The organism is Salinicola sp. NYA28a, assembly GCF_976982775.1.
In genome coordinates this window covers 254707-280004 of the sequence record NZ_OZ334582.1, presented here as the reverse complement: position 1 = coordinate 280004, position 25298 = coordinate 254707, and the positions used below count along the sequence as shown (strand labels likewise).

21 protein-coding genes are annotated in these 25298 nt (G+C 61.3%); 2 read left to right on the top strand and 19 right to left on the bottom strand.

The annotated features are described in order from the left end of the window. Nucleotides 1-52: 52 nt before the first annotated feature. The 4 genes from clpB to rluD form a co-directional block, all read right to left on the bottom strand. Nucleotides 53-2638, bottom strand: a complete 2586-nt coding sequence (gene clpB / locus ACWHY3_RS01360) for an ATP-dependent chaperone ClpB (RefSeq protein WP_448127414.1) — start codon at nucleotides 2636-2638, stop codon at nucleotides 53-55. Nucleotides 2639-2959: 321 nt separating this feature from the next. Beyond that, nucleotides 2960-4399: an IS66 family transposase gene (gene tnpC / locus ACWHY3_RS01355; protein WP_023004967.1), complete on the bottom strand. Its 1440-nt coding sequence runs from the start codon at nucleotides 4397-4399 to the stop codon at nucleotides 2960-2962. A gap of 111 nt (nucleotides 4400-4510) precedes the next feature. Then, nucleotides 4511-5317 (bottom strand): peptidoglycan editing factor PgeF, encoded by an 807-nt coding sequence (gene pgeF, locus ACWHY3_RS01350; protein ID WP_448127413.1) that lies wholly within the window; start codon nucleotides 5315-5317, stop codon nucleotides 4511-4513. After that, nucleotides 5317-6273, bottom strand: coding sequence for a 23S rRNA pseudouridine(1911/1915/1917) synthase RluD (gene rluD / locus ACWHY3_RS01345; protein WP_087719802.1), 957 nt, complete (start codon nucleotides 6271-6273; stop codon nucleotides 5317-5319). The genes pgeF and rluD overlap by 1 nt, the downstream gene beginning before the upstream one ends. Nucleotides 6274-6458: 185 nt before the next feature. On the opposite strand from rluD, the gene ACWHY3_RS01340 reads away from it, so the two are divergent. After that, on the top strand, nucleotides 6459-7274 hold the full coding sequence (locus ACWHY3_RS01340; protein WP_448128127.1) for an outer membrane protein assembly factor BamD: 816 nt from the start codon (nucleotides 6459-6461) through the stop codon (nucleotides 7272-7274). Nucleotides 7275-7421: 147 nt separating this feature from the next. Here ACWHY3_RS01340 and ACWHY3_RS01335 read toward each other — a convergent pair whose 3' ends face one another. Together ACWHY3_RS01335 and thiO are read right to left on the bottom strand one after the other, a co-directional pair. Beyond that, nucleotides 7422-9062: an NAD+ synthase gene (locus ACWHY3_RS01335; protein ID WP_448127412.1), complete on the bottom strand. Its 1641-nt coding sequence runs from the start codon at nucleotides 9060-9062 to the stop codon at nucleotides 7422-7424. 182 nt (nucleotides 9063-9244) lie between these two features. Beyond that, nucleotides 9245-10360 (bottom strand): glycine oxidase ThiO, encoded by a 1116-nt coding sequence (gene thiO, locus ACWHY3_RS01330; protein WP_448127411.1) that lies wholly within the window; start codon nucleotides 10358-10360, stop codon nucleotides 9245-9247. A 73-nt stretch (nucleotides 10361-10433) separates the two neighbouring features. Here thiO and ACWHY3_RS01325 point away from each other — a divergent pair, with 73 nt between their 5' ends. Further along, on the top strand, nucleotides 10434-10958 hold the full coding sequence (locus ACWHY3_RS01325; protein WP_179208917.1) for a prepilin-type N-terminal cleavage/methylation domain-containing protein: 525 nt from the start codon (nucleotides 10434-10436) through the stop codon (nucleotides 10956-10958). A 2-nt stretch (nucleotides 10959-10960) separates the two neighbouring features. Here the strand turns inward: ACWHY3_RS01325 and ACWHY3_RS01320 are convergent, their stop codons facing one another. From ACWHY3_RS01320 to rpsT, 13 genes are all read right to left on the bottom strand, one after another. Next, entirely contained in the window at nucleotides 10961-11230 is a 270-nt protein-coding gene (locus ACWHY3_RS01320) for a hypothetical protein (RefSeq protein ID WP_143543286.1), read from the bottom strand. Beyond that, nucleotides 11224-11658: a type IV pilin protein gene (locus tag ACWHY3_RS01315; protein ID WP_087719798.1), complete on the bottom strand. Its 435-nt coding sequence runs from the start codon at nucleotides 11656-11658 to the stop codon at nucleotides 11224-11226. Before ACWHY3_RS01315 ends, ACWHY3_RS01320 begins: the two co-directional genes overlap by 7 nt. Then, nucleotides 11655-14849: a PilC/PilY family type IV pilus protein gene (locus ACWHY3_RS01310; protein WP_087719797.1), complete on the bottom strand. Its 3195-nt coding sequence runs from the start codon at nucleotides 14847-14849 to the stop codon at nucleotides 11655-11657. Before ACWHY3_RS01310 ends, ACWHY3_RS01315 begins: the two co-directional genes overlap by 4 nt. A 15-nt stretch (nucleotides 14850-14864) precedes the next feature. After that, complete coding sequence (locus ACWHY3_RS01305) at nucleotides 14865-15395, bottom strand: pilus assembly PilX N-terminal domain-containing protein (RefSeq protein ID WP_087719796.1); 531 nt, start codon at nucleotides 15393-15395, stop codon at nucleotides 14865-14867. Further along, complete coding sequence (locus ACWHY3_RS01300) at nucleotides 15388-16320, bottom strand: PilW family protein (protein ID WP_218777027.1); 933 nt, start codon at nucleotides 16318-16320, stop codon at nucleotides 15388-15390. The genes ACWHY3_RS01305 and ACWHY3_RS01300 overlap by 8 nt, the downstream gene beginning before the upstream one ends. 11 nt (nucleotides 16321-16331) lie before the next feature. Further along, nucleotides 16332-16814 carry a type IV pilus modification PilV family protein gene (locus ACWHY3_RS01295; protein ID WP_179208914.1) on the bottom strand — a complete coding sequence of 161 codons (483 nt, stop codon included), beginning with the start codon at nucleotides 16812-16814 and terminating at the stop codon, nucleotides 16332-16334. Nucleotides 16815-16916: 102 nt separating this feature from the next. Continuing rightward, complete coding sequence (gene ispH / locus ACWHY3_RS01290) at nucleotides 16917-17888, bottom strand: 4-hydroxy-3-methylbut-2-enyl diphosphate reductase (protein ID WP_087719793.1); 972 nt, start codon at nucleotides 17886-17888, stop codon at nucleotides 16917-16919. Nucleotides 17889-17939: 51 nt separating this feature from the next. Further along, nucleotides 17940-18407, bottom strand: a complete 468-nt coding sequence (fkpB, locus tag ACWHY3_RS01285) for an FKBP-type peptidyl-prolyl cis-trans isomerase (protein ID WP_087719792.1) — start codon at nucleotides 18405-18407, stop codon at nucleotides 17940-17942. Continuing rightward, nucleotides 18404-18949 carry a signal peptidase II gene (lspA, locus tag ACWHY3_RS01280; RefSeq protein WP_416221230.1) on the bottom strand — a complete coding sequence of 182 codons (546 nt, stop codon included), beginning with the start codon at nucleotides 18947-18949 and terminating at the stop codon, nucleotides 18404-18406. The genes fkpB and lspA overlap by 4 nt, the downstream gene beginning before the upstream one ends. 34 nt (nucleotides 18950-18983) lie before the next feature. Next, a complete protein-coding gene (gene ileS, locus ACWHY3_RS01275; RefSeq protein WP_448127410.1) occupies nucleotides 18984-21848 on the bottom strand; it encodes an isoleucine--tRNA ligase in 2865 nt (954 codons plus the stop codon). 128 nt (nucleotides 21849-21976) lie between these two features. After that, nucleotides 21977-23098 carry a bifunctional riboflavin kinase/FAD synthetase gene (gene ribF / locus ACWHY3_RS01270; protein ID WP_448127409.1) on the bottom strand — a complete coding sequence of 374 codons (1122 nt, stop codon included), beginning with the start codon at nucleotides 23096-23098 and terminating at the stop codon, nucleotides 21977-21979. A gap of 97 nt (nucleotides 23099-23195) precedes the next feature. Beyond that, on the bottom strand, nucleotides 23196-24818 hold the full coding sequence (gene murJ / locus ACWHY3_RS01265) for a murein biosynthesis integral membrane protein MurJ (protein ID WP_448127408.1): 1623 nt from the start codon (nucleotides 24816-24818) through the stop codon (nucleotides 23196-23198). Nucleotides 24819-24960: 142 nt separating this feature from the next. Then, nucleotides 24961-25227 (bottom strand): 30S ribosomal protein S20, encoded by a 267-nt coding sequence (gene rpsT / locus ACWHY3_RS01260; protein ID WP_071230757.1) that lies wholly within the window; start codon nucleotides 25225-25227, stop codon nucleotides 24961-24963. Nucleotides 25228-25298 lie beyond the last annotated feature (71 nt).

Sequence of the window (25298 nt, the reverse complement as noted above, 5' to 3'; positions counted from 1 at the left end):
TGTGTCGAAAAGACAGAACCGATCGGCCCGGCGGCACCGCCGGGCCGAGTCGTTACTTGTCGAAGACCAGATGATCGCCCTCGGCGCGAACGCGGATGGTGTCGCCCGGCAGGAATCGGCCCGACAGCAGATCCTGCGCCAGCGGGTTCTCGATGCGGCTCTGGATCGCCCGCTTGAGCGGACGCGCGCCGAACACCGGATCGAAGCCGACCACCGCCAGTTGGGCCATCGCCTCGTCGCTGACAGCGAGCTTGAGGTCGCGCTCGGCGAGACGGCTGCGCAGGCGGTCGAGCTGGATCGAGGCAATCGCCTGAATCTGCTCCTGGCCCAGCGCGTGGAATACCACGACCTCGTCGATACGGTTGATCAACTCGGGCCGGAAGTGGTTGCCCACTACCGTCATCACCGCGTCGCGCATGGCGGAATAATCGCTATCATCGCCACCCATGCGCTGGATCACGTCGGAGCCCAGGTTGGAGGTCATCACGATCACGGTATTGCGGAAATCCACCGTGCGCCCCTGTCCATCGGTCAGGCGACCATCTTCCAGCACCTGCAACAGGATATTGAACACATCCGGGTGTGCCTTCTCGACCTCGTCGAGCAGCAGTACCGAATAGGGCTTGCGACGGACGGCCTCGGTCAGATAACCGCCCTCCTCGTAACCGACGTAGCCGGGAGGCGCGCCGATCAGCCGGGCCACGGAGTGCTTCTCCATGAACTCGGACATGTCGATGCGCACCATCGACTCCTCGGTGTCGAACAGGAAGTTGGCCAGCGACTTGCACAGCTCGGTCTTCCCCACCCCGGTCGGGCCGAGGAACAGGAACGAGCCGTTGGGCCGATTCGGATCCGACAGTCCGGCACGCGAGCGGCGCACCGCGTTGGCGACCGCCCTCACCGCTTCGTCCTGGCCGATGACCCGCTCGTGCAGCGCCTCCTCCATGCGCAGCAGCTTGTCGCGCTCGCCTTCGAGCATCTTGGCGACCGGAATTCCGGTCCAGCGCGAGACGACCTCGGCGATCTCTTCCTCGGTCACATTGGAGCGCAACAGCTGATGCTGGGCGGTATCGGCGCTGTCGCTATCACTGCTCTCGGCGATCTGCCGCTCGAGTTTGGGAATCACGCCGTACTGCAGTTCCGACATCCGCCCCAGGTCGCCCTGGCGCCGGGCCGCTTCGAGGTCGATGCGAGCCTGCTCGAGATCGGCCTTGTACTGGGCGGCGCCCTGAATGCTGGCCTTCTCGGACTTCCACACCTCTTCGAGGTCGGCGTATTCGCGTTCGAGTTCACCGATCTGGGTCTCGAGGTTGTCGAGGCGCTTCTTGGACGCGTCGTCGGTCTCTTTCTTGAGCGCCTCGCGCTCCATTTTGAGCTGAATCAGACGCCGGTCGAGCCGGTCCATCTCTTCCGGCTTGGAGTCGAGCTCCATGCGGATCCGCGACGCGGCTTCGTCGATCAGATCGATCGCTTTGTCGGGTAGCTGGCGGTCAGTGATGTAGCGGGTCGACAGCTTGGCCGCAGCGATGATCGCCGAGTCGGTGATATCGACACCGTGGTGTACCTCATAGCGCTCCTTGAGGCCACGCAGAATGGCGATGGTGTCCTCCTCAGACGGCTCGTCCACCAGCACCTTCTGGAACCGGCGCTCCAGCGCGGCATCCTTCTCGATGTACTGGCGATACTCGTTGAGCGTGGTCGCGCCGACGCAGTGCAGTTCGCCGCGGGCCAGCGCCGGCTTGAGCATGTTGCCGGCATCCATCGCACCTTCAGCCTTGCCGGCGCCGACCATGGTGTGCAGCTCGTCGATGAACAGAATGACGCGCCCTTCTTCCTTCGACAGCTCGTTGAGCACGGACTTCAACCGCTCCTCGAACTCGCCACGGAACTTGGCGCCCGCCAGCAGCGAGCCCATGTCGAGAGAGAGTACGCGCTTCTCTTTCAGCCCCTCGGGCACCTCGCCGTTGACGATGCGCTGCGCCAACCCTTCGACGATGGCCGTCTTGCCCACACCGGGCTCACCGATCAAGACCGGGTTGTTCTTGGTGCGGCGCTGCAAGACCTGAATCGTGCGGCGAATCTCGTCGTCGCGGCCGATCACCGGGTCGAGCTTGCCTTCGGTGGCCCGGGCGGTGAGGTCGAGGGTGTATTTTTCCAGCGCCTCTCGCTTCTCTTCGGCGTTGGCATCATCAACATTGGCCCCGCCGCGCAGCTCGCCGATCGCGGTCGCGAGACGCTTGCGATCCAGCCCCGCCTGGGTCAGCACCTTGGTAAGCCCGTTCTTCATGTCCAGCGCGGCAAGCAGCACCAGCTCGATGGCGATGTACTGATCGCCACGGGTCTGGGCTTCGCGATCGGCCAGGTTGAACAGCCGTGCCAGGTCCTGGCTCATGCTGACGTTGCCATCGAACCGGCCCACCTCGGGGAGATTGCCGAGATAGCTGGCCAGCCCTTCGCGCAGCCGGCTAACGTCGCCACCCGCTTTTTGCACCAATCCCTTGATGCCGCTGTCGCGCATGTCGAGCAAGGCCATCAACAGATGGCCGGGATCGAGTTGATTGTGTCCGCGTCCTACCGCCAGAGATTGCGCCTCGGCCAGCGCATTTTGTAGCTTGGTTGTCATGCGATCCATACGCATATCGTCACCTCCAGAAGCCGGCACAAGGGGTCTTGGCGGCTCGTCGTTTTCGTTGGTTGACTATAAGATGGCGGTATGTTTGGACTTTTCAAGCGAGTCGAATGAAGAATTCGCTGCGGCAGGCTGTCGCAGAAGAATTGAATTCATGAAGTCGGCAAAAGACGTGAAAAATCGCTAGCGTTAGCAGGCTTGCGCCACCAGGCAGCGCCGGAAGTCGCGCAGGAGATTCAGCGGTAGAAAGCTAAAGGCGAAAAGCCGAACTGGCGGTGGTAAAGCTGACTGACGATGGAAAGTTGCGTTTAGAAAGCGTAACTATTCAGGTCACGCTGCCTGATCCAGGCCGTCCCGACGCATGAATTCGGGCACTTCACCGGCAAACAACTGTTCTAGTGCGGTGTGCGCTGCCAGGCCCTGCTTGACCGCCGTCGAGAGGAAGCTGCGCATCCGGCAGAAGATCTCGGCACCTTCCCAGGAGCGGAAACAGCCTGAAATCTTCTGCTGGACCTTGGTCATCCGCAGGTCACGCTCCCCTTGGTTATTGGTGAAGGGCGCGGCGGGGTCGTCGAGGAAACGCAGCACATCGTCCTCGTACGCCTGGAGACGTTCGAGCAGGTTACGTGCCTTGGTACGTTTGGCACGACCGCGCTTTCCCGGTGGTGGTGGGATCGGTGGCGGACACTCGGTCTCACCCTCTGTCAGGCACTGCCGATAGCGGACTCGCCAGCGTTGCGCCTCTTCGGGCGAGAGCGTGCCACCGGCAGCGTCAACGGCCTGATGCATCTCCAGCAGCAGATCATGCAGCGCCTTGGCCCACTTTTGGTGGTCATTTTCCCAGGCCGCAGTCAATTCACGCAGGTGATGGGCGTTGCAAAGTGCGTGGCGGCAATCCGCGTAGCGGTAGTAAGGCTTCCAGTGATCATGCACCAGCACCCCCTGGACATAGGGCAGGATGCCGATGGCATCCATGGCCTCCTGACCTCGCTTGGCGTGAGGCGCCAAGTAGGTCAGGGCGTCATTCGAGGCGCTGTGCAGCCAGTAGCGCTTGCCGCCGACCTGCATCCCGGTCTCGTCGGCATGCACGGTCGCGGCTTGCCTCAGCGCCGGGATCGCCCACTCGGCAAACGCCTCGGCGCGCTGATAGGCCTCTTGATTGAAGGCGAACAGCGTGCCGGTGCTCAGCGATAGATCGCACTGTGAGGCCAGCAGCGCCTGGATGCGGGCATAGGGCAGCAACTGATACTGCGAGAGATAGACGACATGCGCCTTGAGACGTGGGCCATACTGGATCGGGCGGGTCACGCCGTCGGGAAACGGCGCCACATGGCGCCGCCCGAGATCGTCCTCCAGCACCTCGGCGCGATACTCGGTGACGACGGCCTGGATCACGATGTCTTGCACCTGGCGCGTTTCGATGCCGACCGAGCGATAGGTGCGCCCTTTGGGCAAGGTGCGGCGATCGACGCGCAACGACACGATCTCGTCGGGATCGGTGACCGGCGCCAGCGTCTTGCCTTCGTGACCCGGTTGCCCGCCAGGGCGACGCTCGCCCTTGGCCCGGGAACGGCGTTGGCGGTTGGGGTCTTGTGACGGCGGCTTGCTGCTGTTGCGGCTGCTGGTGGCCAGTCGGTCGGCCATCAGCTTGACCAGCAGCATCAGCACGTCGATGGCAGCACGCAAGGAAGGCGAGACCGTGTGGTCTTCCTTGAGCTGCTGCCGGACCCGTTCCAGGGCCTCGTCGACGTTGATATCGCTGATGGTCATGTCACCGCATAGACGTGCCGAAGGATCAGGCACACTATGCCAAAAAAATCAGGTGGTTGGCGACATGCCATCCGCAGCCACCTGAATAGTTACTAGAAAGCAAAGCGATCGTCAGCGCAGCCAGATCGCACTGGCCATCCGCCCGGTATGCCCATCATCGCGGCGATGGGAGTAGAAACGGGATTCGCACGCCGTGCAGAAATGGCCGCCACTGACCGATAGAACGCCGATGCGCTCCAGGCGCAGTCGAGCGAGCCGATAAAGGTCCGCCATGTAATGGTTCAGGCGGTAGGGGCTGCGCTCGAAAGCACTCTCGGCTTCGGGCTGCATGGCGACGAAGGCTTCGAAGACCTCTGGCCCGACCTCGAACTGGGCGTTGGAGATCGCCGGCCCCATCCACACCATCAGCTCTTCGGGGTCGACACCCAGCGCTGCCACGCTGGCTTCCAGCACACCGCCAGCAAGACCGCGCCACCCGGCATGAGCCAAGCCGACACGCGTTCCCTGCCGATCGCAGAAAAAGACCGGTAGACAGTCCGCGGTGAGAATGACGCAGGCATGGCGACGGTCGAATGCCACCGAAGCGTCGGCTTGCGGCGGCTGCCGGCGATAACGCGACTGGTAGTGCTGGACGACGCGGGCGCCATGCACCTGATCGAGCCATAGCAGCGGCCGCTGGTCGCCGATCTCGGTCACCAGCCGATCCCGACAGCGAACCACGGTATCGGGATCGTCGCCAACGTGAGCCGCCGGGTTGAACGCCGCGAAATCGCCCCGGCTGGGGCCGGTTTCGCGCGTGGTGACGAAGGCCCCGACCGTGCTCGGCGCGGGCCAGTCGGGCAGCAGCAGGGTCGGCGCGTCTACCGACGATGTCTCGGGTTCGTTCGCCAGTATCGACGAATCATGTTCGGAACTCATCAATCGGACTCCTGATCCTCGCGCAGCGCGTCCAGCAGTAGAAACATGTCGTCCGGCAACGGCGCCTTGCACTCGACCGGCGCCCCGCTGACCGGATGATCGAAGCGCAGCTTGTGCGCATGCAGCGCCTGGCGCGGAAATTCCCTCAGCAGCGTCTTCAGTGATTCGCCGGCACCGGCCGGCATTTTCAGCCGCCCGCCATACACCGGATCGCCGACCAGTGGATAGCGAACGTGCGCCAGATGCACGCGGATCTGATGCGTCCGCCCGGTTTCGAGCCGGCAGCGGACATGGGTATGGGCACGAAAGCGCTCGTTGACCCGATAGTGCGTGACCGCCGGCTTGCCCGAAGCCGTGACCGCCTGGCGCTGGCGGTCCTTAGGGTGGCGGCCGATCGGTGCGTCCACCTTGCCGCCCGCGGTCATCGCGCCGACCACGATGGCGTCATACTCCCGCGAGACGGTTCGTGCCTGCAACTGAGCCACCAGAGCCGTCTGCGCCGTCAGCGTCTTCGCCACCATCATCAGGCCGGTAGTGTCCTTGTCGAGGCGATGGACGATCCCCGCCCGGGGGATCGCCGCCAGCGGCGCATGGTGGTACAGCAGTGCGTTGAGCAGCGTGCCATCGGGATTGCCGGCAGCGGGATGCACCACCAGGCCGGCGGGCTTGTCGATGACCATGACATCGTCATCCTCGAAGACGATGGACAGCGGAATCGCCTGAGGCTCCCACCGGACTTCCTCCTCGAGCCGGGTATCGAGCGCTAGCCGCTCGCCACCGATCACCTTATCCTTGGGTCGGGCCTTTTGCCCATCGAGTGTCAATTCGCCCTGCTGAATCCACCCCTTGAGGCGTTCTCGCGAGAATTCGGGGAACATTTCGGCTGCGGTCTGGTCAAGACGTCGCCCGGCCAAATGCTCGGGTATGCGCTCGTCACGCTTCAAGATATCGGCCATACGTGGGGATCGATTCCGTTTCGCCGGTACGTTTCGCCAGCGCGTTTCGTCGGCGCGTTTCGCCGGTACGTTTCGTCGGCGCGTTTCGTCGGTGCGTTTCGCCGGCACGAGGGTTTGCTTTATAGTGAGCCGGGTTCGGCGGATTCTAGCACGGCCGCCAAGGAATGGTTGATACGAGGATAATGATGCGATTTTCTGCGCGATGTTCTGCTCTGGCCGGCATGTTGCTGGCAGGCGCCCTGCTCGCTGGCTGCGCCAGCAACGAGCCGGCTCCCGACCTGCAGGAGCAGCAGGAACTGTACCAGCAAGCCCAGAGTTCCCTCGACGCCGGCCGTTACAGCACCGCCGTGACCCAGCTGGAGGCTCTGGATACCCGTTTCCCGTTCGGTCGCTATGCCGAGCAGGCCCAGCTGGAACTGATCTACGCCTATTACGAAGTCGAGGACTGGGAGAAGACCCGGGCCGCTGCCAGCCGGTTCATCCGCCTTCACCCCGATCATCCGCAGGTCGACTACGCCTACTACATGCGCGGTCTCGGTGCCTACCAGGCAGGGCGCTTCAGCCTCGAAAGCCTGGAGCTGATCGATATCTCCAAGCGTGACCTGGGCGCCTCCCGCGATGCCTATGTCGACTTCGGCGAACTGGTACGCCGCTTCCCCGACAGCGCCTACGCGCCGGATGCCCGTCAGCGCATCATCTATCTGCGCAACGTCATGGCACGTCACGAGTTGCAGGTTGCCGACTTCTATCTGCGCAAGGGCGCCTACGTCGCGGCCGTCGAACGCGGCCGCTGGGTCATCGAGCATTATCCGAAAGCCGAAGCCACCCGCGATGCCCTGGCGGTCATGGTCGAGGGCTATCTCGGCCTGAACATGCGGGATCGCGCACAGACCGTACTCCAGACGCTGATCGAGAACGATCCCGACAACAGCCAACTCGACGGCGACACCTTCGTGCCCAAGCACGTCGATGTCGACCCGCCGCTGGCGCTCAAGGACTAGCCCCTTCGGGGAGCTGTAAGTGATAAGCGGTAAGCTGTAAGAAAAGTCAAAGACTCAGAACACCTGCTTTGACAGGTAGAGACTACTTCCAGCTTCCAGGCGCGCAGCGCCGCTCTTATAGCTTACGGCTCCTCGGCGAAGCCGGGGTCATTTCCCCGGCTTCCACCCGTTGACGATGGGGTAGCGCCGGTCGCGTCCGAATCCTCTGAGCGTCACCCGCACGCCTACCGGCGCCTGTCGTCGCTTGTATTCGCTGCGATCGACCAGTTTGACCACCTGATAGACGTCGTCGCGCTCGAATCCTGCCTCGATGATCGCCTCGGCGCTCATGTCGCCTTCGATGTAGCGTTCGAGAATTGCATCCAGCACGTCGTAACCGGGCAACGAGTCGCTGTCCTGCTGATCCGGCGCCAGCTCGGCGGAGGGCGGACGCGTGATCACCCGCTCGGGGATCGCCGGTTCCTGGGCATTGCGCCAGTTGGCCAGGCGATAGACCCAGGTCTTGTAGACGTCCTTGAGCGCGTTGTAGCCACCGACCATGTCGCCGTAGAGCGTGGCGTAGCCCACCGCCATCTCGCTCTTGTTGCCGGTGGTCTGGACCATCAGCCCCTTCTTGTTCGAGATCGCCATCAGCAGCACGCCACGCACGCGAGACTGCAGATTCTCCTCCGTGGTATCGGCCGCCAGCCCTTCGAAGCTCTCGGCAAGCGTTGCGCTGAAAGCCTCGACCATCGGCGCAATCGGCATCACCTCATAACCGACACCCAGCATCTTCGCCTGTTCGGCCGCGTCGGCCTGGGAGATCTCGGCGGTGTAGTGATAAGGCATCATCACGGCATGGACCCGATCAGGCCCCAGCGCATCGACCGCAATGGCCAGCGACAGCGACGAATCGATACCGCCGGAAAGCCCCATCACCACGCCCTTGAAGCCGCTCTTGTTGACGTAGTCGCGAAGTCCGGTGACCAGCGCGCAGTAGAGATTCTCCTCGGCGCCGAGCAGCGGCTCGCGCTCCCCCGCCTGGGGAATCCATCTGCCGCCCTCCCGGGTGAACCGGACCGGCATCAGCCCGACCTGCCAGAACGGCGCGCGCACGGCGACGTCACCGGCAGCGTCCAGCACCAGCGAACCGCCGTCGAACACCAGTTCGTCCTGGCCGCCGATGGCGTTGACGTACACCAGCGGTCTGTCGACTTCCCGTGCGCGCTCGGCAAACAGACGCTCGCGCTCGGCGGGCTTGTCGAGATGGAACGGCGACGCGTTGAGCGTCACCAGGATGTCGGCGCCGGCCTCGGCGGATCGACGCACCGGCGCGCCATCCCAGAGATCCTCGCAGATCAGGATGCCGAGTCTGGCACCCCGGTGTTCGATCACCAGCGGCTCGTTTCCGGGTTCGAAATAACGGTCTTCGTCGAAAACCTGATAGTTGGGCAGCGCCTGCTTGGCATACTCGTCGCGCCACTGGCCACCCAGCAATACCCCGGCCAGATTGCGGCGCGCGCCCTGGCGCATGCCCGGGTAGCCGATGATGACCAGCGTCTCCGGCGCGATCCTGTCGATCTTGCGTGCCATCTCCGCCAGCGCCTCCTGCAGGCGCGACTCCATCGCCTCGCGCAGCAGTAGATCCTCCGGCGGATAGCCGGTCAGAAACAGTTCGCTGAACACGACCATGTCCGCGCCGTGCTCGAGCCGCGCTTCGCGCACCGCTTCGATGGCCGCCGCAGTATTGCCGGCGATATCGCCCACCAGCGGGTCCAGTTGCGCCATCACCAGGGTCAGATCTTGCATCGGTCTACATTTCTCCAAACAGATGGGATTCTCGATATCGAAGACGTCTCCCGATCGAGAGCCCTCCGACGAGTGACGGCGCGCCTGGCGCTCGGATCGCTATCGAACAGCAAGCCGTTGCCACGACAGCGCTTTCTGTCATTTTCGCGCATGCCATGCACGGAGGCAAAACCCGCCCATGCTCAACGAGCCGACACGTCGGGGCCGAGGAGGCGCGAGCCGGGCAGATAGGGGGCAGGATCGACGATGGGTTCGCAGCCGATCAACTGATCGACCAGCAGCCGCGTGGCAGCCGGCGCCAGAACCAGGCCATTGCGGTAGTGGCCGGCGTTGACGTGAAGCCCCTCGAACGCCGGCACCGCACCGATCATCGGCATCCCGTCCGGCGAGCCCGGCCGCAGCCCCGCCCAATGGTGTTCCACCGGACACTCGGCCAGCGCGGGCACGATGGAGAGCGCGCTGGCATGCAGCGAGTCGCGGGCCTCACGGGTCGTCTGCTTGTCGAAGCCGACCTCCTCCAGCGTCGAGCCCGCCAGCACCCGGCCGTCGCCGCGGGGAATGACATAACGCCCATCCTTGAGAACGACCCGCTCGACCAGCCCCGGCGGCGCCTTGAACAGAATCATCTGCCCCCTGACCGGCCGAACCGGCAGCTCGACGCCGATGCCCGCCAGCAGTGCCCGAGACCAGGCACCGGCGCAGACGACGGTCTGGCCCGCCCGGATCGCACCCTGTGATGTCGCCACGCCACGAATGGCCGCCCCTTCTCGGATCAGCGCCGACACCTCGCACTGCTCGTGCAGGCCCACCCCCGGCATCTGCAACAGACGTGCACGCAGCGCCTGGCCCAGCCGCGGATTGCGAATGCTGCCAAGCGTCGGCATCCATAATGCACTATCGAAGCCCGGCGCGGCGTTGGGCTCCTTGGCGTAGAGCGCGTCAGCGTCGATGCGCGTCAGCGGCTTGGCCATCTCCCGCGCCCAGGCGAGCGCGACATCGACATCCTCGACCCGCAGATAGAGCAGGCCTTTCTGGCGATATTCGGGGTCGATGCCCGTTTCTTCGAGCAGCCGACCGGCCAGCTCCGGGTAGCGCCCTTCCGACCAGCTCGACAACGCCGAGATCGCCTTCGAGTAACGCCACGGATAGAGCGGCGAGACGATGCCGCCACCCGCCCAGGAGGCCTCCCTGCCGCACTGACCACGCTCGACCAGCGCCACCGAATGGCCCGCATCCGCCAACTGCAGCGCCGTCATCATGCCGATGACGCCCCCGCCAACGATCAAGAAATCCTGCATTCGGTCGATATCCTGGCAAAAGGGCGATTCTATCACTTGCCCAGCCCCCGGACGCCGCCATGGACTCTCCGCAATGGACTCTCGCGCGACATCTTCACAATCGCCTGCTGGCCGTCACGCAAAGCGGACGCGACAAGCAGGTTTTACGCTGATCGAGCTGCTGATCACACTGGCAGTCATCGGGATACTCACGGGTATCGCCTTTTCTACTAGTCACTGGTTCGAAAACAAGCGGCTCGAGACCGAAACGCAACAGTTACAGCAAAGACTGGAGGCATTGCACCAACTCTCCGTTTCGACTCGCCAGTCCTGGCAACTCTGCCCCGCCGCTGCGAGTGGCGATGGCTGCGGCGATGACTGGAGCGAGGGCTATGCGTGGAATCTCGAGGAGGGAGATGCGGGGCGCCTGTCGGGAACGCACAAAGCCGAGGGTGTCACGATCACCTGGAACACGAATTCCAACCCGGTGTTCAGCCCCATACCCTGGAAATCATTCACGCCATACGGCAGCTTCTTGGTCTGCAATAGCATTGGCGGCAATAAAATCGTTATCAGCGATGCCGGACGAATACGTGTAGAGGCCAGCGAGAGTTGCTGACGTCAGCGTGGCGAATTCCTATCTATCTCACGAGCATCGGCTGATGAAAATTCACGCCAAGTCTCGATACAGCGTTCGACCTGTTGATGCCTATCGCTCTCTTCTCGGTCGAGAAACCGCTGCAGACTATCTTTCGCCTTGTGCGCTTCAACGATGTCGATATGGCGAATTTCCAGTGAGCCGTCCGGCTGGCGAACGATGCATTTACGCTCATCGGCAAACGAAAAAGATGCCCATGCCATCAAGAGAACACACAGCCCATATTTTACCATTTTCCCATTTCCACCTCATTGGATATGCGTCCACTGTCGCCCTCGGAATCCAGCCACAGCACGCCATCCCCCTGCTGCGAGTCTCCCGCAATGGGAGTAGCGGTCATCCTGACATCCTGTCCCGTTGAATACGCCTTGCCATCGCACCCTTGTTGCGTCCCGCAGACGGCAACACGGTAATCGTCGTTTTCCAGGGTCCCATCTTCCTGACCAACGAGCGTCTCCATATCTTTGGCGTATTCCAAATATTGTCCGTAATAAGTCTCCTGACGCGCCATGGCACTTTGAAGTAAAGCCTGACCGTCGCTCCGACGTGAGCGCTCGACATACTGCTGATAACTGGGAATTGCGACTACGGCAAGAATGCCAACAATTGCAACCACTATCATCAGCTCGATCAAGGTAAATCCTCGCTGATCGATTCTCATGGATTGTCTTCCGTTTTTTCGTACCAATAAGTTCTTTTCAATCGGTAAGGAAGAATGATCCCTCCGGTATTACCCCGAGAGCTTTCATTCACTAGCTGGCCCAGTTCCGCCGTACCGACACCTTGCAAGAAAAGCTCGTCACCCTTGACGATTAGAGAAGGCCGGCCGAGCAGGTATTCCCCCGCATCGACTGCACGCTCCCCCTTGACCAGATTATCGCCATGACCGGCTATCCCCCGGGCACTGCCCGCTGTCAGCAAATCCAAGCCAAACAGGTAACTCCTACCAATCACGGGAATACAAACAGATGCGGGCTCATCCGGCACATAAGCGGAAAAGTAGACCGTGCCATTGAGCGTAACACTCTCAGAGAGCACCTTGGCCCCTGGCAACGGCAAGCTGTATCCATCATCAAGATAAAGCACCCAGCCAGCCGTATCATCGGCTTGCCAAACGGAAAGGCACCCTTCGATATCTCCAGCATCAGACTTGCGATCACACAATAATTCGTTCGTTACGTCCTTGAGTTGGTCGATATCGACAACATCGGGGTTTTTACCCGAGGCGGCGGCAACCGAAACCGGATCCCGAATCAGGAAGAACGCATCCTTGACCGTTGGCAAATCGGAACTTTCTCCGCCAGATTTGGGATTGGCTCGATCCCCGCTCCCGACCAGAAGAAGATCCTGACGGCGGGAGCCCGTATTGATACTGACGAAGTCGATGGCATTGAACAGACGCCGATTTTCGATACCGCTGCCACCGAGGCTGGCAATTTGTCGAACACGCCAATGACGGCTGTCGTCTGAGTCCAGATCCAGCCGCCAAAGATCAGCGCCCATATCACCGAGATAGATACGATCAGCCACGCCGTCGCTATTGTAATCCACCGCTTCCGACGCTGCGGGTATGGCATGCCGAAAGGTGGCCTCACCAACAAATCGCTGGGGCGTACCCACGTCTGCCCGATACACCAGAGAGCCATCAAGCGCATCGACGATATAGACTGCTCGTCCCATGCCATCAGGATCGCTTGAACCCCGGGTCGGATCATCACGGTCACTGTCGTAGCCGCCGCTGATCACGAATACCGGATTAGCGTGGCCCGGCACTCGAACCGGGATCGGAGCCGCCCAGCTCTGTCCCAACTCGGCAAACTCTCCCGCCGGGGACAGTGTCCAAGCTAGCTTGGGAGAAGTCGGCGTTGTCACATCCAGACCGTAATATTGACGTCCACCACGCCTCAGGCCAAAGGCGAGAATCATATGATCACCATCGGCCGCCCGAATCTGGCCATCGCCGTTCGAATCGATACGGACATAAGAAGCCGGACCGTCTACACCATAGGGATGCTGAAGCGTGTCATCGGAAGCCGAGGCGATATCATTTTGACGCAGAACATGGTGAAGTGGCGCCAGAACGCTCGGCGTGAACGCCCACTCCTCTTTGCCGCTATCACCGTCAACGAAGTGCAGGAAACCAGCGTTAGTACCGAAAGCAAGATACAATTTCTCATCGGCCTGGGCCTCACCACCATAATTCAATGCGATAGGATCGGAATGCAGGATATCCCCCATGATCCAGGGTCGCGCCTCCAACGTATCGTTATCGTTATCCTCGTCGTCAACATCACGCCCACGCGCCCAAGCGATTAACTGATCGATATCGCTCTGCTCCGCATTTTTCGGCAACCCCCAGGCTTCCGGTCGACTGGCCAGGCTCATGGTGATATCGAAGGGTACGAGATGGTTAGATACATCCGTATAAATGATTCTCCCGTCGCCGCTCCCCGCGTTCAACGATCTATCGACAGATTGACGCAACAATCCACCAACACCGCCAGCTTCGACATTATTGCCATCCGGCTCATTGAGTGACAGTCCATTAGCACCGCTCCACCAGGTATAGGCAGAATCGAGAATATCGCCCGTCTGTGAATTGAACGCTTCCTTGCCATTTAGGTCACGCCAACTCTGCTGAGATATGAATTGCAATCTTTTGACATTGCCACTCCAACGGGGCTCGTTGAAAGGAAGGAATCGAGGTAAATAAAGCCGATCAAAACTTTGGGCGTTGTTGGTAAAGGCAGCGGAAACGGCTGGCGCAGAAAACGTAGTGCTACGCGATAGAATGTCGTCTATTGCCACCTGAAAAGCCGAGTACAGTTGATCGGCGTTGAACGCAGTAAAATACCCGACGCAAGCCGCTTTTCCGTGATAGCGGGTATCCTGCCGGTCAACGGGACACTGCTTCGAATCTTTCGTATTGAGAGGGCTAGCCGTATCTGCCAATAGTTGTTGATCAGTATCGAAACCAATCGTGTAGGTTGTAACAGGCCCCCGCTCTATACTTTCTCCCGATTTTTTTTCATTTCCATTCCCATTATTTTTGCTTTGAATCGAAAACGTCTCCAGCTGCTGCATATAATAGGATAGCTCCGGCATACAACTCTCTTCTCCAGCACTGGAGCTAACTGAAGGATAAACCCGACACCCGTTATAAAAATCGCTTTTCCTGACCAAATTCTGAATATGATTATTAGCATCCACATCATATTGTGGAATACCATCTGTCATATAAATAACATAGAGAGGCTCGCAAGGTCTTAAAGGGGAAGCATAAGATTTTTCGCTTCGCTCATCAATAAAAGCCTTCGAAGAATATTCTGGGTTTGTATCGTACAGATACCCCCAGTATTGATATCTATTCTTGGTCCCGTATCTCGCTTTATCACCATTAAAGTAACGAAATATCTCGTAATAGGTCTCACACAAGGGAGTCGACGTCATGGCACCCAGATCATCAATGGTATTAAGCAGCTGCTGTCGATCCCAATCACTGACATTCCCCTTCTCTCCCGGCAATGGAGAGATGATTCTTCCACCATCAGGCTTCTCGCCATTATAGTTAAAAATTGCCAGACCAAAATTGACGTTCGGATTATCCGCCACCAACTGATGAATAACCCGTTGGGCAATATTGATTTTAGTCTCTTTTTTGTTTCCTTCTCCGACGACGTCTCTCATACTGCCTGACGTATCAAAGATAATCATGACCTGAGGATTCCCGCCACGACCTTCGATATCATAGAGGCTGCGGTAAATATCTGTATCGTCGGCAGACACCCCTACTGTCGTTACTGGTGTCAGTAATAGCAAGACAAGAAAAAGAACAACCGATGCAATATTCATAGAGACATTCGATTTTTAATTAAAAATACCAGCACGACTATCACCTCCAGACGACACATTAATCGTTTCGATCAACAGCCCTTGAACTTGGTGAAAGCTGACGTGAAGAAAATCTGAAGTAGATTCACCTTGAACTTCTATCGCCAGACAGCTGCCGTTGGAAAACCCGACAACTAGGCATTCATAGCCAGGCCTGAGCAGTTCCACCATAATTTTCAGGTTTTTCTCCTGTATCGACTCTACGTTTTTAAATCGTGTATTCTCCAAGGGCGGAGAAGCGTCCTGTACTTGCCATGGCTTTGGCTCGCCGGGCTGAGCCGACAACGCCATATCCCGAATTTCATTCTGCTGATGACTCACCGCCGATATCTCGCCGCTCAACTGCTGGAATTGTTCGCGGGATTGCTGCTGCATGACGCTCAAGCGATTTTGCGTGCTGACAGTTTCGAGTAGTGCAGCGGCAACGATGGAGAGAAGAAAAAGGAAAATCAGGCTCATGATCAGTGCCGCTCCAAGCTGCCTGGGACCGAGACGATAGTTATTCATCAAAGCTCCCAGCCCGGTGCATCTCGAGAGGGATCACGAAAGAGATCCTTCGGTACATTTTCCCCGGCTGACTCTTGATAGCCGTACCGTTACTCAAGACGTATTCTCGGGACTCTTGATAAGCGGCTAGAGTCTCAACAGACACGACAGCCTCCACCTCGACGGCAATAACCTCTGCCATCTGTGTCGGGATCAGCTTATCGGTAGAAAGTTTTGCATCAACGCTGCCATCGGCATCGCTATCGACCCACCATCGATAAGCTAACGCCTCGACACCACGCATCACTTCCTGATTTCTCAAGGAATCGCCGTACAACCACAGCCGGCGCAATGCCTTTTCGTTTTTGCTGAGGTAATAGAGACTGCCGCCGTAGCGCCAGATATCGTCTGCCCCAGCATGTTCCGGCACGGCTGGTTCACTACCGTTGACGAATGCGATATAGGGATAGAAACTCTTCAGGGAATTCGCATCATCGCATCCCCCTGCACCACAGGATTCAGCCGCGTATCTCACGGCAAGATACTCTTGGTCTTCTTGCGGGTTGGTCAGCGAACAATCGGAGGGAGGAGAGTTCGATGCCCAGATCCCCAAGGGGCGTGTACTGGGCGTTTCCGTATCTCGACCATAAGCGAACTCGCCGCCACAGTCGTTACCAATCGATATTTGCCCCTGCCTTTCGGCATCGGCGCGTACCCGACCCCAGAAATCGGCCCGTCGCAGTTCATAATTGAAGCGCTCGTGAAGCAGGCGAACCTTATCGACCAGATCGGCCCTCGCCTCCGACTCTCGGGCAGCAGTTGAGCTGGCCAAATAGACCCGAGATACCGCCAACATCATGATCAAGCCAATCGCCATGGCGATCATCAACTCGATCAGTGTCACACCAGACTGGCCTCGGCCAGAAAAATATTTGGGACCTTTCAAGCGGCCATGGATCACTTTTCACCAACCCAGGACGCCATGGTCACCCAGCGCTGATTGGATAAATTCGACCGACTACTGACGCAATCCGGCAAGGTGTCGGGAGGAACGAAACTGGTACGCGCCCGCCAGACGACTGTAACGAACGCCATCTCATTGCCGTCTTCCAACTCGGCGCAAACTTGAGGATCCGGCAACGCTCCGGCTCCAAACCAGTCTGCTGCCCAAGCTTTCAAGCTGAGGGAGGAGTCTGGATTGTCGCTCGTGATCGAGGAGCTGTCATATCGACCGAGATAGTCATCACGATGTAGCGAGTCCAACTTGATACGCTGCAGTAGATCTTCAGCCATGATCGATGCCAAGGCACGATGCCCAGTTTCCTGGCCAAGCTGGCCCTGCTCTGCCAACAACTTGGCAGCGCCCAGCAATCCAATACTGAACACCACAATGGCGATAAGCACTTCGATGAGAGACAAGCCACGCTGCAGAGCTAGCACGGTCGATTCCTTCAGGCTATAGACAGCCACGGCAAAAGTTGCATGGCACAGCTATTGTTACCCTTCAGTTATCGACCGAAAACCCAGAAGGTTTAATAAGAGTTACACCACGCTTGTAATGACCCTTTCACGCAGCTCTCGCGGCATCGAAAACGTGATGGTCTCGGCGCGTCCGGAGAGTTCTTCGGGTGCCTCGGCGCCCAGCGCCTGGAGCCTGTCGATCACGCCCTTGACCAGCACTTCCGGGGCGCTGGCGCCGGCGGTGATGCCGATGGTCTCGATGCCTTCAAGCCAGCTCGGCTCGATCTGCTCGGCATCGTCGATCAGATAGGCCGGCGTGCCGACCCGCTCGGAGAGTTCGCGCAATCGGTTGGAGTTGGAGCTGTTGACGCTGCCCACGACCAGTACCAGTTGCGAACCTGCAGCCAGTTCGCGCACCGCATCCTGCCGGTTCTGGGTGGCGTAGCAGATGTCGTCCTTGCGCGGCCCCTGAATCTCGGGAAAGTGCTCGCGCAGCGCATCGATCACCCTGGCGGTGTCGTCCATCGAAAGCGTCGTCTGGGTGACGAACGCCAACCGCGAGGGATCGCGTACCGGCAGCCTGGCGACGTCGTCCTCGTCTTCGACGAGATAGATCGACCCGCCGTGGCTGTCGTCGTAGCGCCCCATGGTGCCCTCGACTTCCGGATGGCCGGCGTGGCCGATCAGGATGCACTCCTGGCCGCGCTTGGCGTAGCGCAGCACTTCCATATGCACCTTGGTCACCAGCGGGCAGGTCGCATCGAAGATCTTGAGACCACGGCGTTCGGCTTCCACCTGTACGGCGCGGGAAACGCCGTGGGCGGAGAAGATCACGATGACGTCGTCGGGCACCTCGTCGAGTTCTTCGACGAAGATCGCCCCGCGCTCGCGCAGCGAATCCACCACGAAACGGTTGTGCACGACTTCATGGCGAACGTAGATGGGCGGCCCGAAGACATCGAGCGCGCGATTGACGATGTCGATGGCACGATCGACGCCAGCGCAGAAACCGCGGGGATTGGCCAGCTTGATTTGCGTAGGAACCTTTGGCATAGCGACCTCGCTTGGTACGCCCGAATATCGTGGTGAAGGCGCAGTCCGGATTCAATGAGTCGTGGCTGGCTTCACGTCCAGAATTTCCACTTCGAAGGTCAGGGTACGCCCTGCCAGCGGATGATTGAAGTCGACTTCGACATGGTGCTCGTCGACGCTGGCGATCACGCCCGGCAGTTCGCCGCCGGCAGCATCGGCGAACGACATTACCGTGCCCGGTTCCACGGCTTCCTCGAAGGCATCCCGGGAGAGCCGCTGCACGTTCTGTGGATTGTGCTGGCCAAAGGCGTGCTCGGGCGAGATCTCGAACGCCCCTTCGTCGCCGGCAGCCATGCCCTTGAGTGGCGTCTCGAAGCCCGGCGGCAGATTGCCGTCACCGAGCTGGAACGTGGCCGGCTGCTTGCCGCGGGTCGAATCGACCGCTTCGCCGTCCTCGAGCTTCACCGTGAAATGCAGCGTGACTTCCATGCCGTCGTCGATGCGGTAGTCGTGATCGTCTTGATGGCCGTTCTCGCTCATGAGTCACCCCGGGTCGAAGAAGATTGATCAGTCGAAGAAGATGGGCCCTTGCTGGAATCCCGGGAGGCTTTCGGCCGGCGCGAATCGAACAGCGATTGCAGCACCAGACCGACCGCACCCAGCGTGATCGCGGTATCGGCCAGATTGAATGCCGGGTAGTACCAGCCGCCCCAATGGAACGACAGGTAGTCGACCACGTAGCCGTGGACAAGGCGATCGTAAAGATTGCCGATGGCGCCGCCGATCACCAGCGTCAGCGAGACCGCCGTCAACGTCTCGCCGCGCTTGAGACGGGAGAGCCACACTGTCAGGCCGATACTGGCGCCGATGGCGATCAGCGCGAACAGCCAGCGCTGCCAGCCTGCGTGCTCGGCCAGGAAACTGAACGCCGCCCCGGTGTTGTGCAGAAGCGTCAGATTGAAGAACGGTAGCACTTCCAGCGGCCGACCGTACTCGAGATTCGCCGAAGCCAGCGCCTTGATGCCGAGATCAAGAACGATGACGACCAGCGACAGCCACAGCCAGCGCAGCGGACGCCGCATCGGCGCCCGCTCGACGGGTTGGTGAGAGGAGGAATCAGGCAAAGCGGCGCACCTCGCCCGGACCGTCAGGCAGGTTGGCGATGGAGCGGGCCGATAGCGTCGGATGCTCTGGATTCGTGCCCACGTCCGGACGACGCTCCCAACTGCGCTCGTCCTTCTCGTACGGGCTCATGCGAACCGCGACCTTGAGGCCATCCAGCTCGGTGGCCTTGGCATCGCCCGCTTCCGCCAGCGGCTTCAGCGTGGCTTCGGAAGTGATCAGCACGAAGCGCAGTTCGTCCTCGAAACGCGACAGCAGCGCATGCAGCGCGTCGTCGACGTAGAGCGTCACTTCGCTGTCGAGGGCGCCCTTGATGATGCCGGCGTTACGGGCATCCTCGAGCTGCTTGTTGACCGCCTGCTTGACGGCGATCACCTGCTCCCAGAACGTGCGACCCATCGTCGCGCCTTCCGGCAGCTGGCTCAGGCCTTCGTAATAGGTCTCCAGATGCACGCTCTCGCCGCGTTCACCGGGGATGTTTTCGTAGATTTCCTCGGCGGTGAACGACAGGATCGGCGCCACCCAGCGCGCCAGCGCCTCGACGATATGATACAGCGCGGTCTGGCAGCTGCGCCGCGCCAGCGAGTCGGGCTGGGTGGTGTACTGGCGATCCTTGATGATGTCGAGGTAGAAGCCGCCCATGTCCCGCGCGCAGAAGTCGTGCACCTGCTGGTAGACGTCGCGGAAGCGATAGTCGGCGTAGGCCTTCTGGATGCGCGCCTGCAGCTCGGCGGCACGATCCACGGCCCAGCGATCCAGCGCCAGCATGTCGTCGAAAGCCACGGCATCGCGGCCCGGCTCGAAGCCGGTCAGGTTGCCGAGCAGGAAGCGCGAGGTGTTGCGGATCCGACGATAGACATCGGCGGTGCGCTTGAGGATCTCGTCGGACACCGCCATCTCGCCGGAGTAGTCGGTGGACGCGACCCACAACCGCAGGATATCGGCACCCAGCTTGTCCATCACCTGCTGCGGCGCGACCACGTTGCCCAGCGACTTGGACATCTTGCGGCCCTTCTCGTCGACGGTGAAACCGTGAGTCAGCAGCGACTTGTAGGGCGGGTGACCATCGATGGCGCAACCGGTCAGCAGCGACGAGTGGAACCAGCCACGGTGCTGGTCGGACCCTTCGAGATAGATATCCGCTACCGGACCCTGTTCCTGCCCCTGATCTCGAGAGCCGAGCGGATGCGATCCGCGCAGCACGTGCCAGTGGGTGGTGCCGGAATCGAACCAGACGTCGAGCGTATCGGTAACCTTTTCGTAGCTGTCGGCCTCGTCGCCCAGCAGTTCGCTCGGGTCCAGCTTGAACCAGGCCTCGATGCCTTCCTGCTCGACGCGCTTGGCAACGGCTTCCATCAGTTCGACGGTGCGCGGATGCAGCTCGCCGCTCGCCTTGTCGAGGAAGAACGGGATCGGCACGCCCCAGTTGCGCTGGCGCGAGATGCACCAGTCGGGGCGGTTGGCGATCATCGAGTGCAGACGCGCCTGACCCCAGCCGGGGATGAAATCGGTGGCATCGACGCCGGCCAGCGCCTTGTCGCGCAGCGTCTTGCCATCGCTGCCCTCGAGATCCATACCCACGAACCACTGCGCCGTGGCGCGATAGATGACCGGCGTCTTGTGGCGCCAGCAGTGCATGTAGCTGTGGGTGATCCTCTCGTGCGCGATCAGCGCACCCGCCTCTTCCAGCTTGGCGACGATGTGCGGATTGGCTTTCCAGATCATCTGTTCGCCGAACAGCGGCAGATCGGCGGCATAGACACCGTTGCTCTGCACCGGATTGCGAATCTCGTCGAAGCTCATGCCGTACTGGCGGCAGGTGTAGAAGTCGTCTTCGCCATAGGCGGGCGACGAGTGGACGATCCCGGTGCCGGCACCTAGCTCGACGTAATCGGCCACGTAGATCGGCGAGACGCGATCGTAGCCTTCATCCAGGCTCGCCAGCGGATGGCGGAAGGCGAGGTTCTCGAGGCTCGCTCCCGGCGCGGTGGCGATGGTCTCGCCGGTCAGGCCGAAGCGTTCCAGGCTCGACTCGACCAGCTCTTCGGCGAGAACCAGCAGGCGCTCGCCGGTATCGACCAGCGCGTAGACGAACTCGGGGTGCACGTTCATCGCCTGGTTGGCCGGGATGGTCCAGGGCGTAGTGGTCCAGATCACGGCCGCCGCCGGCTTGGCCAGCGACACCAGCCCGAACGCGGCCGCCAGCCCGGCATCGTCGACGCTGGGGAAGGCGACATCGATGGCATCGGACTGCTTGTCCTGGTATTCGACCTCGGCCTCGGCCAGTGCCGAGCCGCAATCGAAGCACCAGTTGACCGGCTTGAGCCCCTTGAACACGTAGCCGCCCTTGACCATCTCGGCCAGCGCGCGGATTTCGCCCGCTTCGTTGGCGAAGTTCATGGTCAGGTACGGGTTGTCCCAGTCACCCTGGACGCCCAGCCGCACGAAACCTTCCTTCTGCACCTCGACCTGGGCGGCAGCGTACTCGCGACACAGCGCACGCGCTTCATCCGCCGGCAGATGCTTGCCGTGGGTGGTCTCGACCTTGTGCTCGATCGGCAGGCCGTGGCAATCCCAGCCCGGGACGTAGGGCGCGTCAAAGCCGGCCAGACTCTTCGACTTGACGATGAAGTCCTTGAGCAGCTTGTTGACCGCGTGCCCGATGTGAATGCTGCCGTTGGCGTACGGCGGGCCATCGTGAAGCACGAACCGCTCGCGCCCCCGACGCGCCTCACGCAGCTTGGCGTAGAGGTTCATGTCGTTCCACTGCGCAATTCGGCTCGGCTCCCGAGCCGGCAGATTGCCGCGCATGGGGAAGTCGGTCGATGGCAGATTCAGCGTGTGCTTATAGTCGCTCATGGCTTTTGGGTCCGCTCAGGGCTGTTTTCAGGTCGCTCAGGGCTGTTTCAGATCGCTCAAGGCTGTCTCGGGTCGCTCAGGGCTATTTGTCAGATCGCTCAAGGCTGTCGTCAGGTCGCTCAGGCTGTTCAGTCGTCTCGGGATTCATGCGGTGCCGGCCCCGCATGCGTACCGCCATGCGAATTCTCGGACAGCGGCGCCGATGCCAGCGGAAACTGCGCCTGGGGCAAGGTGGCGGCGCAGATCTCTTCGATGGCGTGGTTCACATCGGCGCGGGCCGCTTCGGGAACATGAGGATCGCGCTGCCCGAAATAGCGGCGGGCGTTGTCGATATCCCGATGAATCTGGGTAACCAGCGCGCCGAAATCGTCGAATTTGGTTTCGCCGCGCAGCCGGGCGCAGGGCACGACGGTCAGGGTCTGGCCGTACAGCTCGACCTCGCGATCCAGCAGATGTACCTCGAGGATCGGCCGGTCGGCACCCACCGTCGGGCGCCAGCCGATGTTGGCGACGCCGGCGACCCACTCCCCGCTCGGCAAGCGCGCGGCACAGGCGAACACGCCGCGCAGCGCCATGGGTCGTCGGGTCAACGGAATGTTGGCAGTGGGCACGCCGATGGTGCGTCCCAGCTGGCGATCACGGACGACTCGCCCCTGATAGCCGTAGGGCCGGCCCAGCATGCGTGCGGCCTGGAAGAAGTTGCCGCTGGCCAGCAGCGTCCGTACCCGCGTGCTCGAAACGCGCTCGTCGTCGAGGGCGAAGGTCCGCGTGTGCTCGACGGCAAAGCCCCGTTCGTGCCCCACCGCCTGCAGCAGCGCGAAATCCCCGGCGCGGTCGCAGCCGAAGCGGAAATCGTCGCCGACGACCAGGTGCCTGACCTGCAGGCCTTCGATCAACACCCGTTCGACGAACTGCTGCGCGGTCAGGCTGCGCAGAGCATCGTTGAACGGCAGGCACAGGATCCGGTCGGCGCCGTGGGCCTTGAGCAACGCGACCTTGTCGCGCAGCCGTGTCAGCCGCGGCGGTGCCTGATCGCCAGCGAAATATTCTCTCGGCTGCGGCTCGAAGATCACTACCGTAACCGGCAGCCCCTGTGCCCGGGACAGCGTCTGCAGCTGCTCGAGAATGGCCTGGTGGCCCAGATGCACCCCATCGAAATTGCCGATGGTCGCCACGCAACCACGCGCGGCCGCACCCTGCGCGGCATCGTTGGCGGACGGCAAATTGTGCAAGCCTCGGATCAGTTCCATGGGGTCTGTTCCCGTTTCAGCGTGAACCGCGTTTCTGCATAAAAGGCGTCATTATAACCAAAGGGCTTGCCCCGTAACCAAAAGCGGCCTGGACCTCTCAGCCCTGCAGGCGGAAGTCTCTCAACCGGACGCCGCTGAGTGCCAGCCAGCCAAAATAGAGAGCGGCGCCGCCGACCACTAGCGCGGCCAGCACCCCGGCCCGGTGCAGCGCTCCCCAGGTGACCCAGGCATGCCAGTCCGGCGAGAACCACCACAAGCCCGCACCCATTACCAGGCAGCCACCCACGACCTGCACGGCATAGCGGCCCCAGCCCGGCTGGAAGCGCAGCACGCCCTGCCGGCGCAACCCGAGCCCCAGCAGCCCCGCGTTGAGAAACGCCGACAGTGCGGTGGCCAGCGCCAGACCGGCGTGAGCCAGCGGCACGATCAGCGCCAGGTTCATGACCATGTTGGCGAACATCGCCACGATGCCGATCTTGACCGGCGTCTTGGTGTCCTGGCGCGCGAAGTAGCCCGGCGCCAGCACCTTGATCAGCATGAACGCCAACAGCCCCAGTGCATAGGCCCGCAGGCTGCGCGCGGCCATGATCACGTCGTGATCGGTCATCGCCCCGTAGTGAAACAGGCTGACCAGTAGCGGCTCGGCCAGCAGGATCAACGCCAGCGCTGCCGGCAGTCCGATCAGCAGCACCATGCGCAGCGCCCAGTCCAGCATGCGCGCGAAGTGATCCCGGGACTGATCCGCATGACGCTTGGAGAGCGCCGGCAGGATCACGGTGGCAATCGCGATCCCGAACACGCCCAGCGGCAGTTCCACCAGGCGATCGGAATAGTAGAGCCAGGACACGCTGCCCGAGACCAGAAACGAGGCCAGCACCGTATCCAGCAACAGATTGATCTGCGACACGGAGACGCCGAACAGCGCCGGGGCCATCAGGCGCAGAATGCGTCGGACGCCAGGGTGCTTGAACCGTGCCCTGGGGCGCGGCATTAGTCCCAGGCGGGCCAGAAACGGCAGCTGGAACAGCAGCTGCGCCGCCCCGGCAATCAGGACGCCCCAGGCCAGTCCCAGCGCCGGGTCACTCATCAACGGGGTCAGCCACAGCGCAGCGCCGATCAGGCAGACATTGAGCAGTACCGGCGTGAACGCCGGTATCGCAAACCGCTCCCAGGTGTTGAGTACGCTGCCGGCGAACGCCGTCAACGAGATCAGCAGCAGGTACGGGAAGGTCAGCCGCAGCATCTCCGCCGTCAGCGCCAGCTTGCCGGGATCGGCCTGGAAGCCCGGCGCGAACAGCCACACGAGCCACGGCGCGGCAGCGATGGCCAGCGCGGTGATCAATGCCAACACGACGCTGAGACTGCCGGAGACCGCATCGAGCAGCTCGCGAACTTCCGCGCGCGTACGCTGCGTGGCGTATTCCGACAGCACCGGCACGAACGCCTGGTTGAACGCCCCTTCGGCGAACAGCCGGCGCATGAAATTGGGGATCTTGAACGCCACGAAGAACGCATCGGCACCGCTGCCGGCACCCAGCAACGCGGCGATCACGACGTCCCGCGCCAGGCCGAGCACGCGCGACAGCAGCGTCATCGTGCTGACCACCATGCCGGAACGCAGCAGCCCACGGCGCGAGACCGGGGTGGCCGTCTCCGCGGCCGCCGCGTCTGCCGGCGTGTCGTCTGGCGTCTTGTCCACAGGGCCGTGCTGTTCGTTCATGACGCGGCGTCACTCGCTCCGGGGGATTCGCACGCTCCGCTACCCATGCGGCGGCCTCGACGCAATGATCTCGATACGAAGGCCATGGAAGGCAGCCACAAAAAAACCGGCCGAAGCCGGTTTTTCATCAAGCGCGTCCGGCTCAGGCAGCCAGCGCCTTAATTCGCTTGTTCAAGCGACTCTTGATGCGTGCTGCCTTCTTCTTGGACATGGCGTCCTTGTCGGCGATGCGATCGATGACCGGCTGAGCGGCCTTGAATTCGCTGTTCGCCTGCGCCTGATCGCCAGCCTGGATGGCCTTGATCACGCGCTTGATGTAGGTACGAACCATGGAACGCTGACTAGCGTTGAGCTTGCGGCGGTCTTCCGCCTGACGTGCGCGCTTACGCGCCTGCTTGGTATTCGCCACCGTCGACTCCTTGGAGATGTTGACAGTCAATTCTGTAAGTTAAATCACCCAGGCCAGCCTCGAAACCGCTT

What these genes read in the sequence shown, in the direction of transcription:
- clpB (WP_448127414.1), bottom strand. Translation starts at nt 2,638, where the DNA reads ATGCGTATGGATCGCATGACAACCAAGCTACAAAATGCGCTGGCCGAG.
- tnpC (WP_023004967.1), bottom strand. Translation starts at nt 4,399, where the DNA reads ATGACCATCAGCGATATCAACGTCGACGAGGCCCTGGAACGGGTCCGG.
- pgeF (WP_448127413.1), bottom strand. Translation starts at nt 5,317, where the DNA reads ATGAGTTCCGAACATGATTCGTCGATACTGGCGAACGAACCCGAGACA.
- rluD (WP_087719802.1), bottom strand. Translation starts at nt 6,273, where the DNA reads ATGGCCGATATCTTGAAGCGTGACGAGCGCATACCCGAGCATTTGGCC.
- ACWHY3_RS01340 (WP_448128127.1), top strand. Translation starts at nt 6,459, where the DNA reads ATGCGATTTTCTGCGCGATGTTCTGCTCTGGCCGGCATGTTGCTGGCA.
- ACWHY3_RS01335 (WP_448127412.1), bottom strand. Translation starts at nt 9,062, where the DNA reads ATGCAAGATCTGACCCTGGTGATGGCGCAACTGGACCCGCTGGTGGGC.
- thiO (WP_448127411.1), bottom strand. Translation starts at nt 10,360, where the DNA reads ATGCAGGATTTCTTGATCGTTGGCGGGGGCGTCATCGGCATGATGACG.
- ACWHY3_RS01325 (WP_179208917.1), top strand. Translation starts at nt 10,434, where the DNA reads ATGGACTCTCGCGCGACATCTTCACAATCGCCTGCTGGCCGTCACGCA.
- ACWHY3_RS01320 (WP_143543286.1), bottom strand. Translation starts at nt 11,230, where the DNA reads ATGGTAAAATATGGGCTGTGTGTTCTCTTGATGGCATGGGCATCTTTT.
- ACWHY3_RS01315 (WP_087719798.1), bottom strand. Translation starts at nt 11,658, where the DNA reads ATGAGAATCGATCAGCGAGGATTTACCTTGATCGAGCTGATGATAGTG.
- ACWHY3_RS01310 (WP_087719797.1), bottom strand. Translation starts at nt 14,849, where the DNA reads ATGAATATTGCATCGGTTGTTCTTTTTCTTGTCTTGCTATTACTGACA.
- ACWHY3_RS01305 (WP_087719796.1), bottom strand. Translation starts at nt 15,395, where the DNA reads ATGAATAACTATCGTCTCGGTCCCAGGCAGCTTGGAGCGGCACTGATC.
- ispH (WP_087719793.1), bottom strand. Translation starts at nt 17,888, where the DNA reads ATGCCAAAGGTTCCTACGCAAATCAAGCTGGCCAATCCCCGCGGTTTC.
- fkpB (WP_087719792.1), bottom strand. Translation starts at nt 18,407, where the DNA reads ATGAGCGAGAACGGCCATCAAGACGATCACGACTACCGCATCGACGAC.
- lspA (WP_416221230.1), bottom strand. Translation starts at nt 18,949, where the DNA reads ATGCGGCGTCCGCTGCGCTGGCTGTGGCTGTCGCTGGTCGTCATCGTT.
- ileS (WP_448127410.1), bottom strand. Translation starts at nt 21,848, where the DNA reads ATGAGCGACTATAAGCACACGCTGAATCTGCCATCGACCGACTTCCCC.
- ribF (WP_448127409.1), bottom strand. Translation starts at nt 23,098, where the DNA reads ATGGAACTGATCCGAGGCTTGCACAATTTGCCGTCCGCCAACGATGCC.
- murJ (WP_448127408.1), bottom strand. Translation starts at nt 24,818, where the DNA reads ATGAACGAACAGCACGGCCCTGTGGACAAGACGCCAGACGACACGCCG.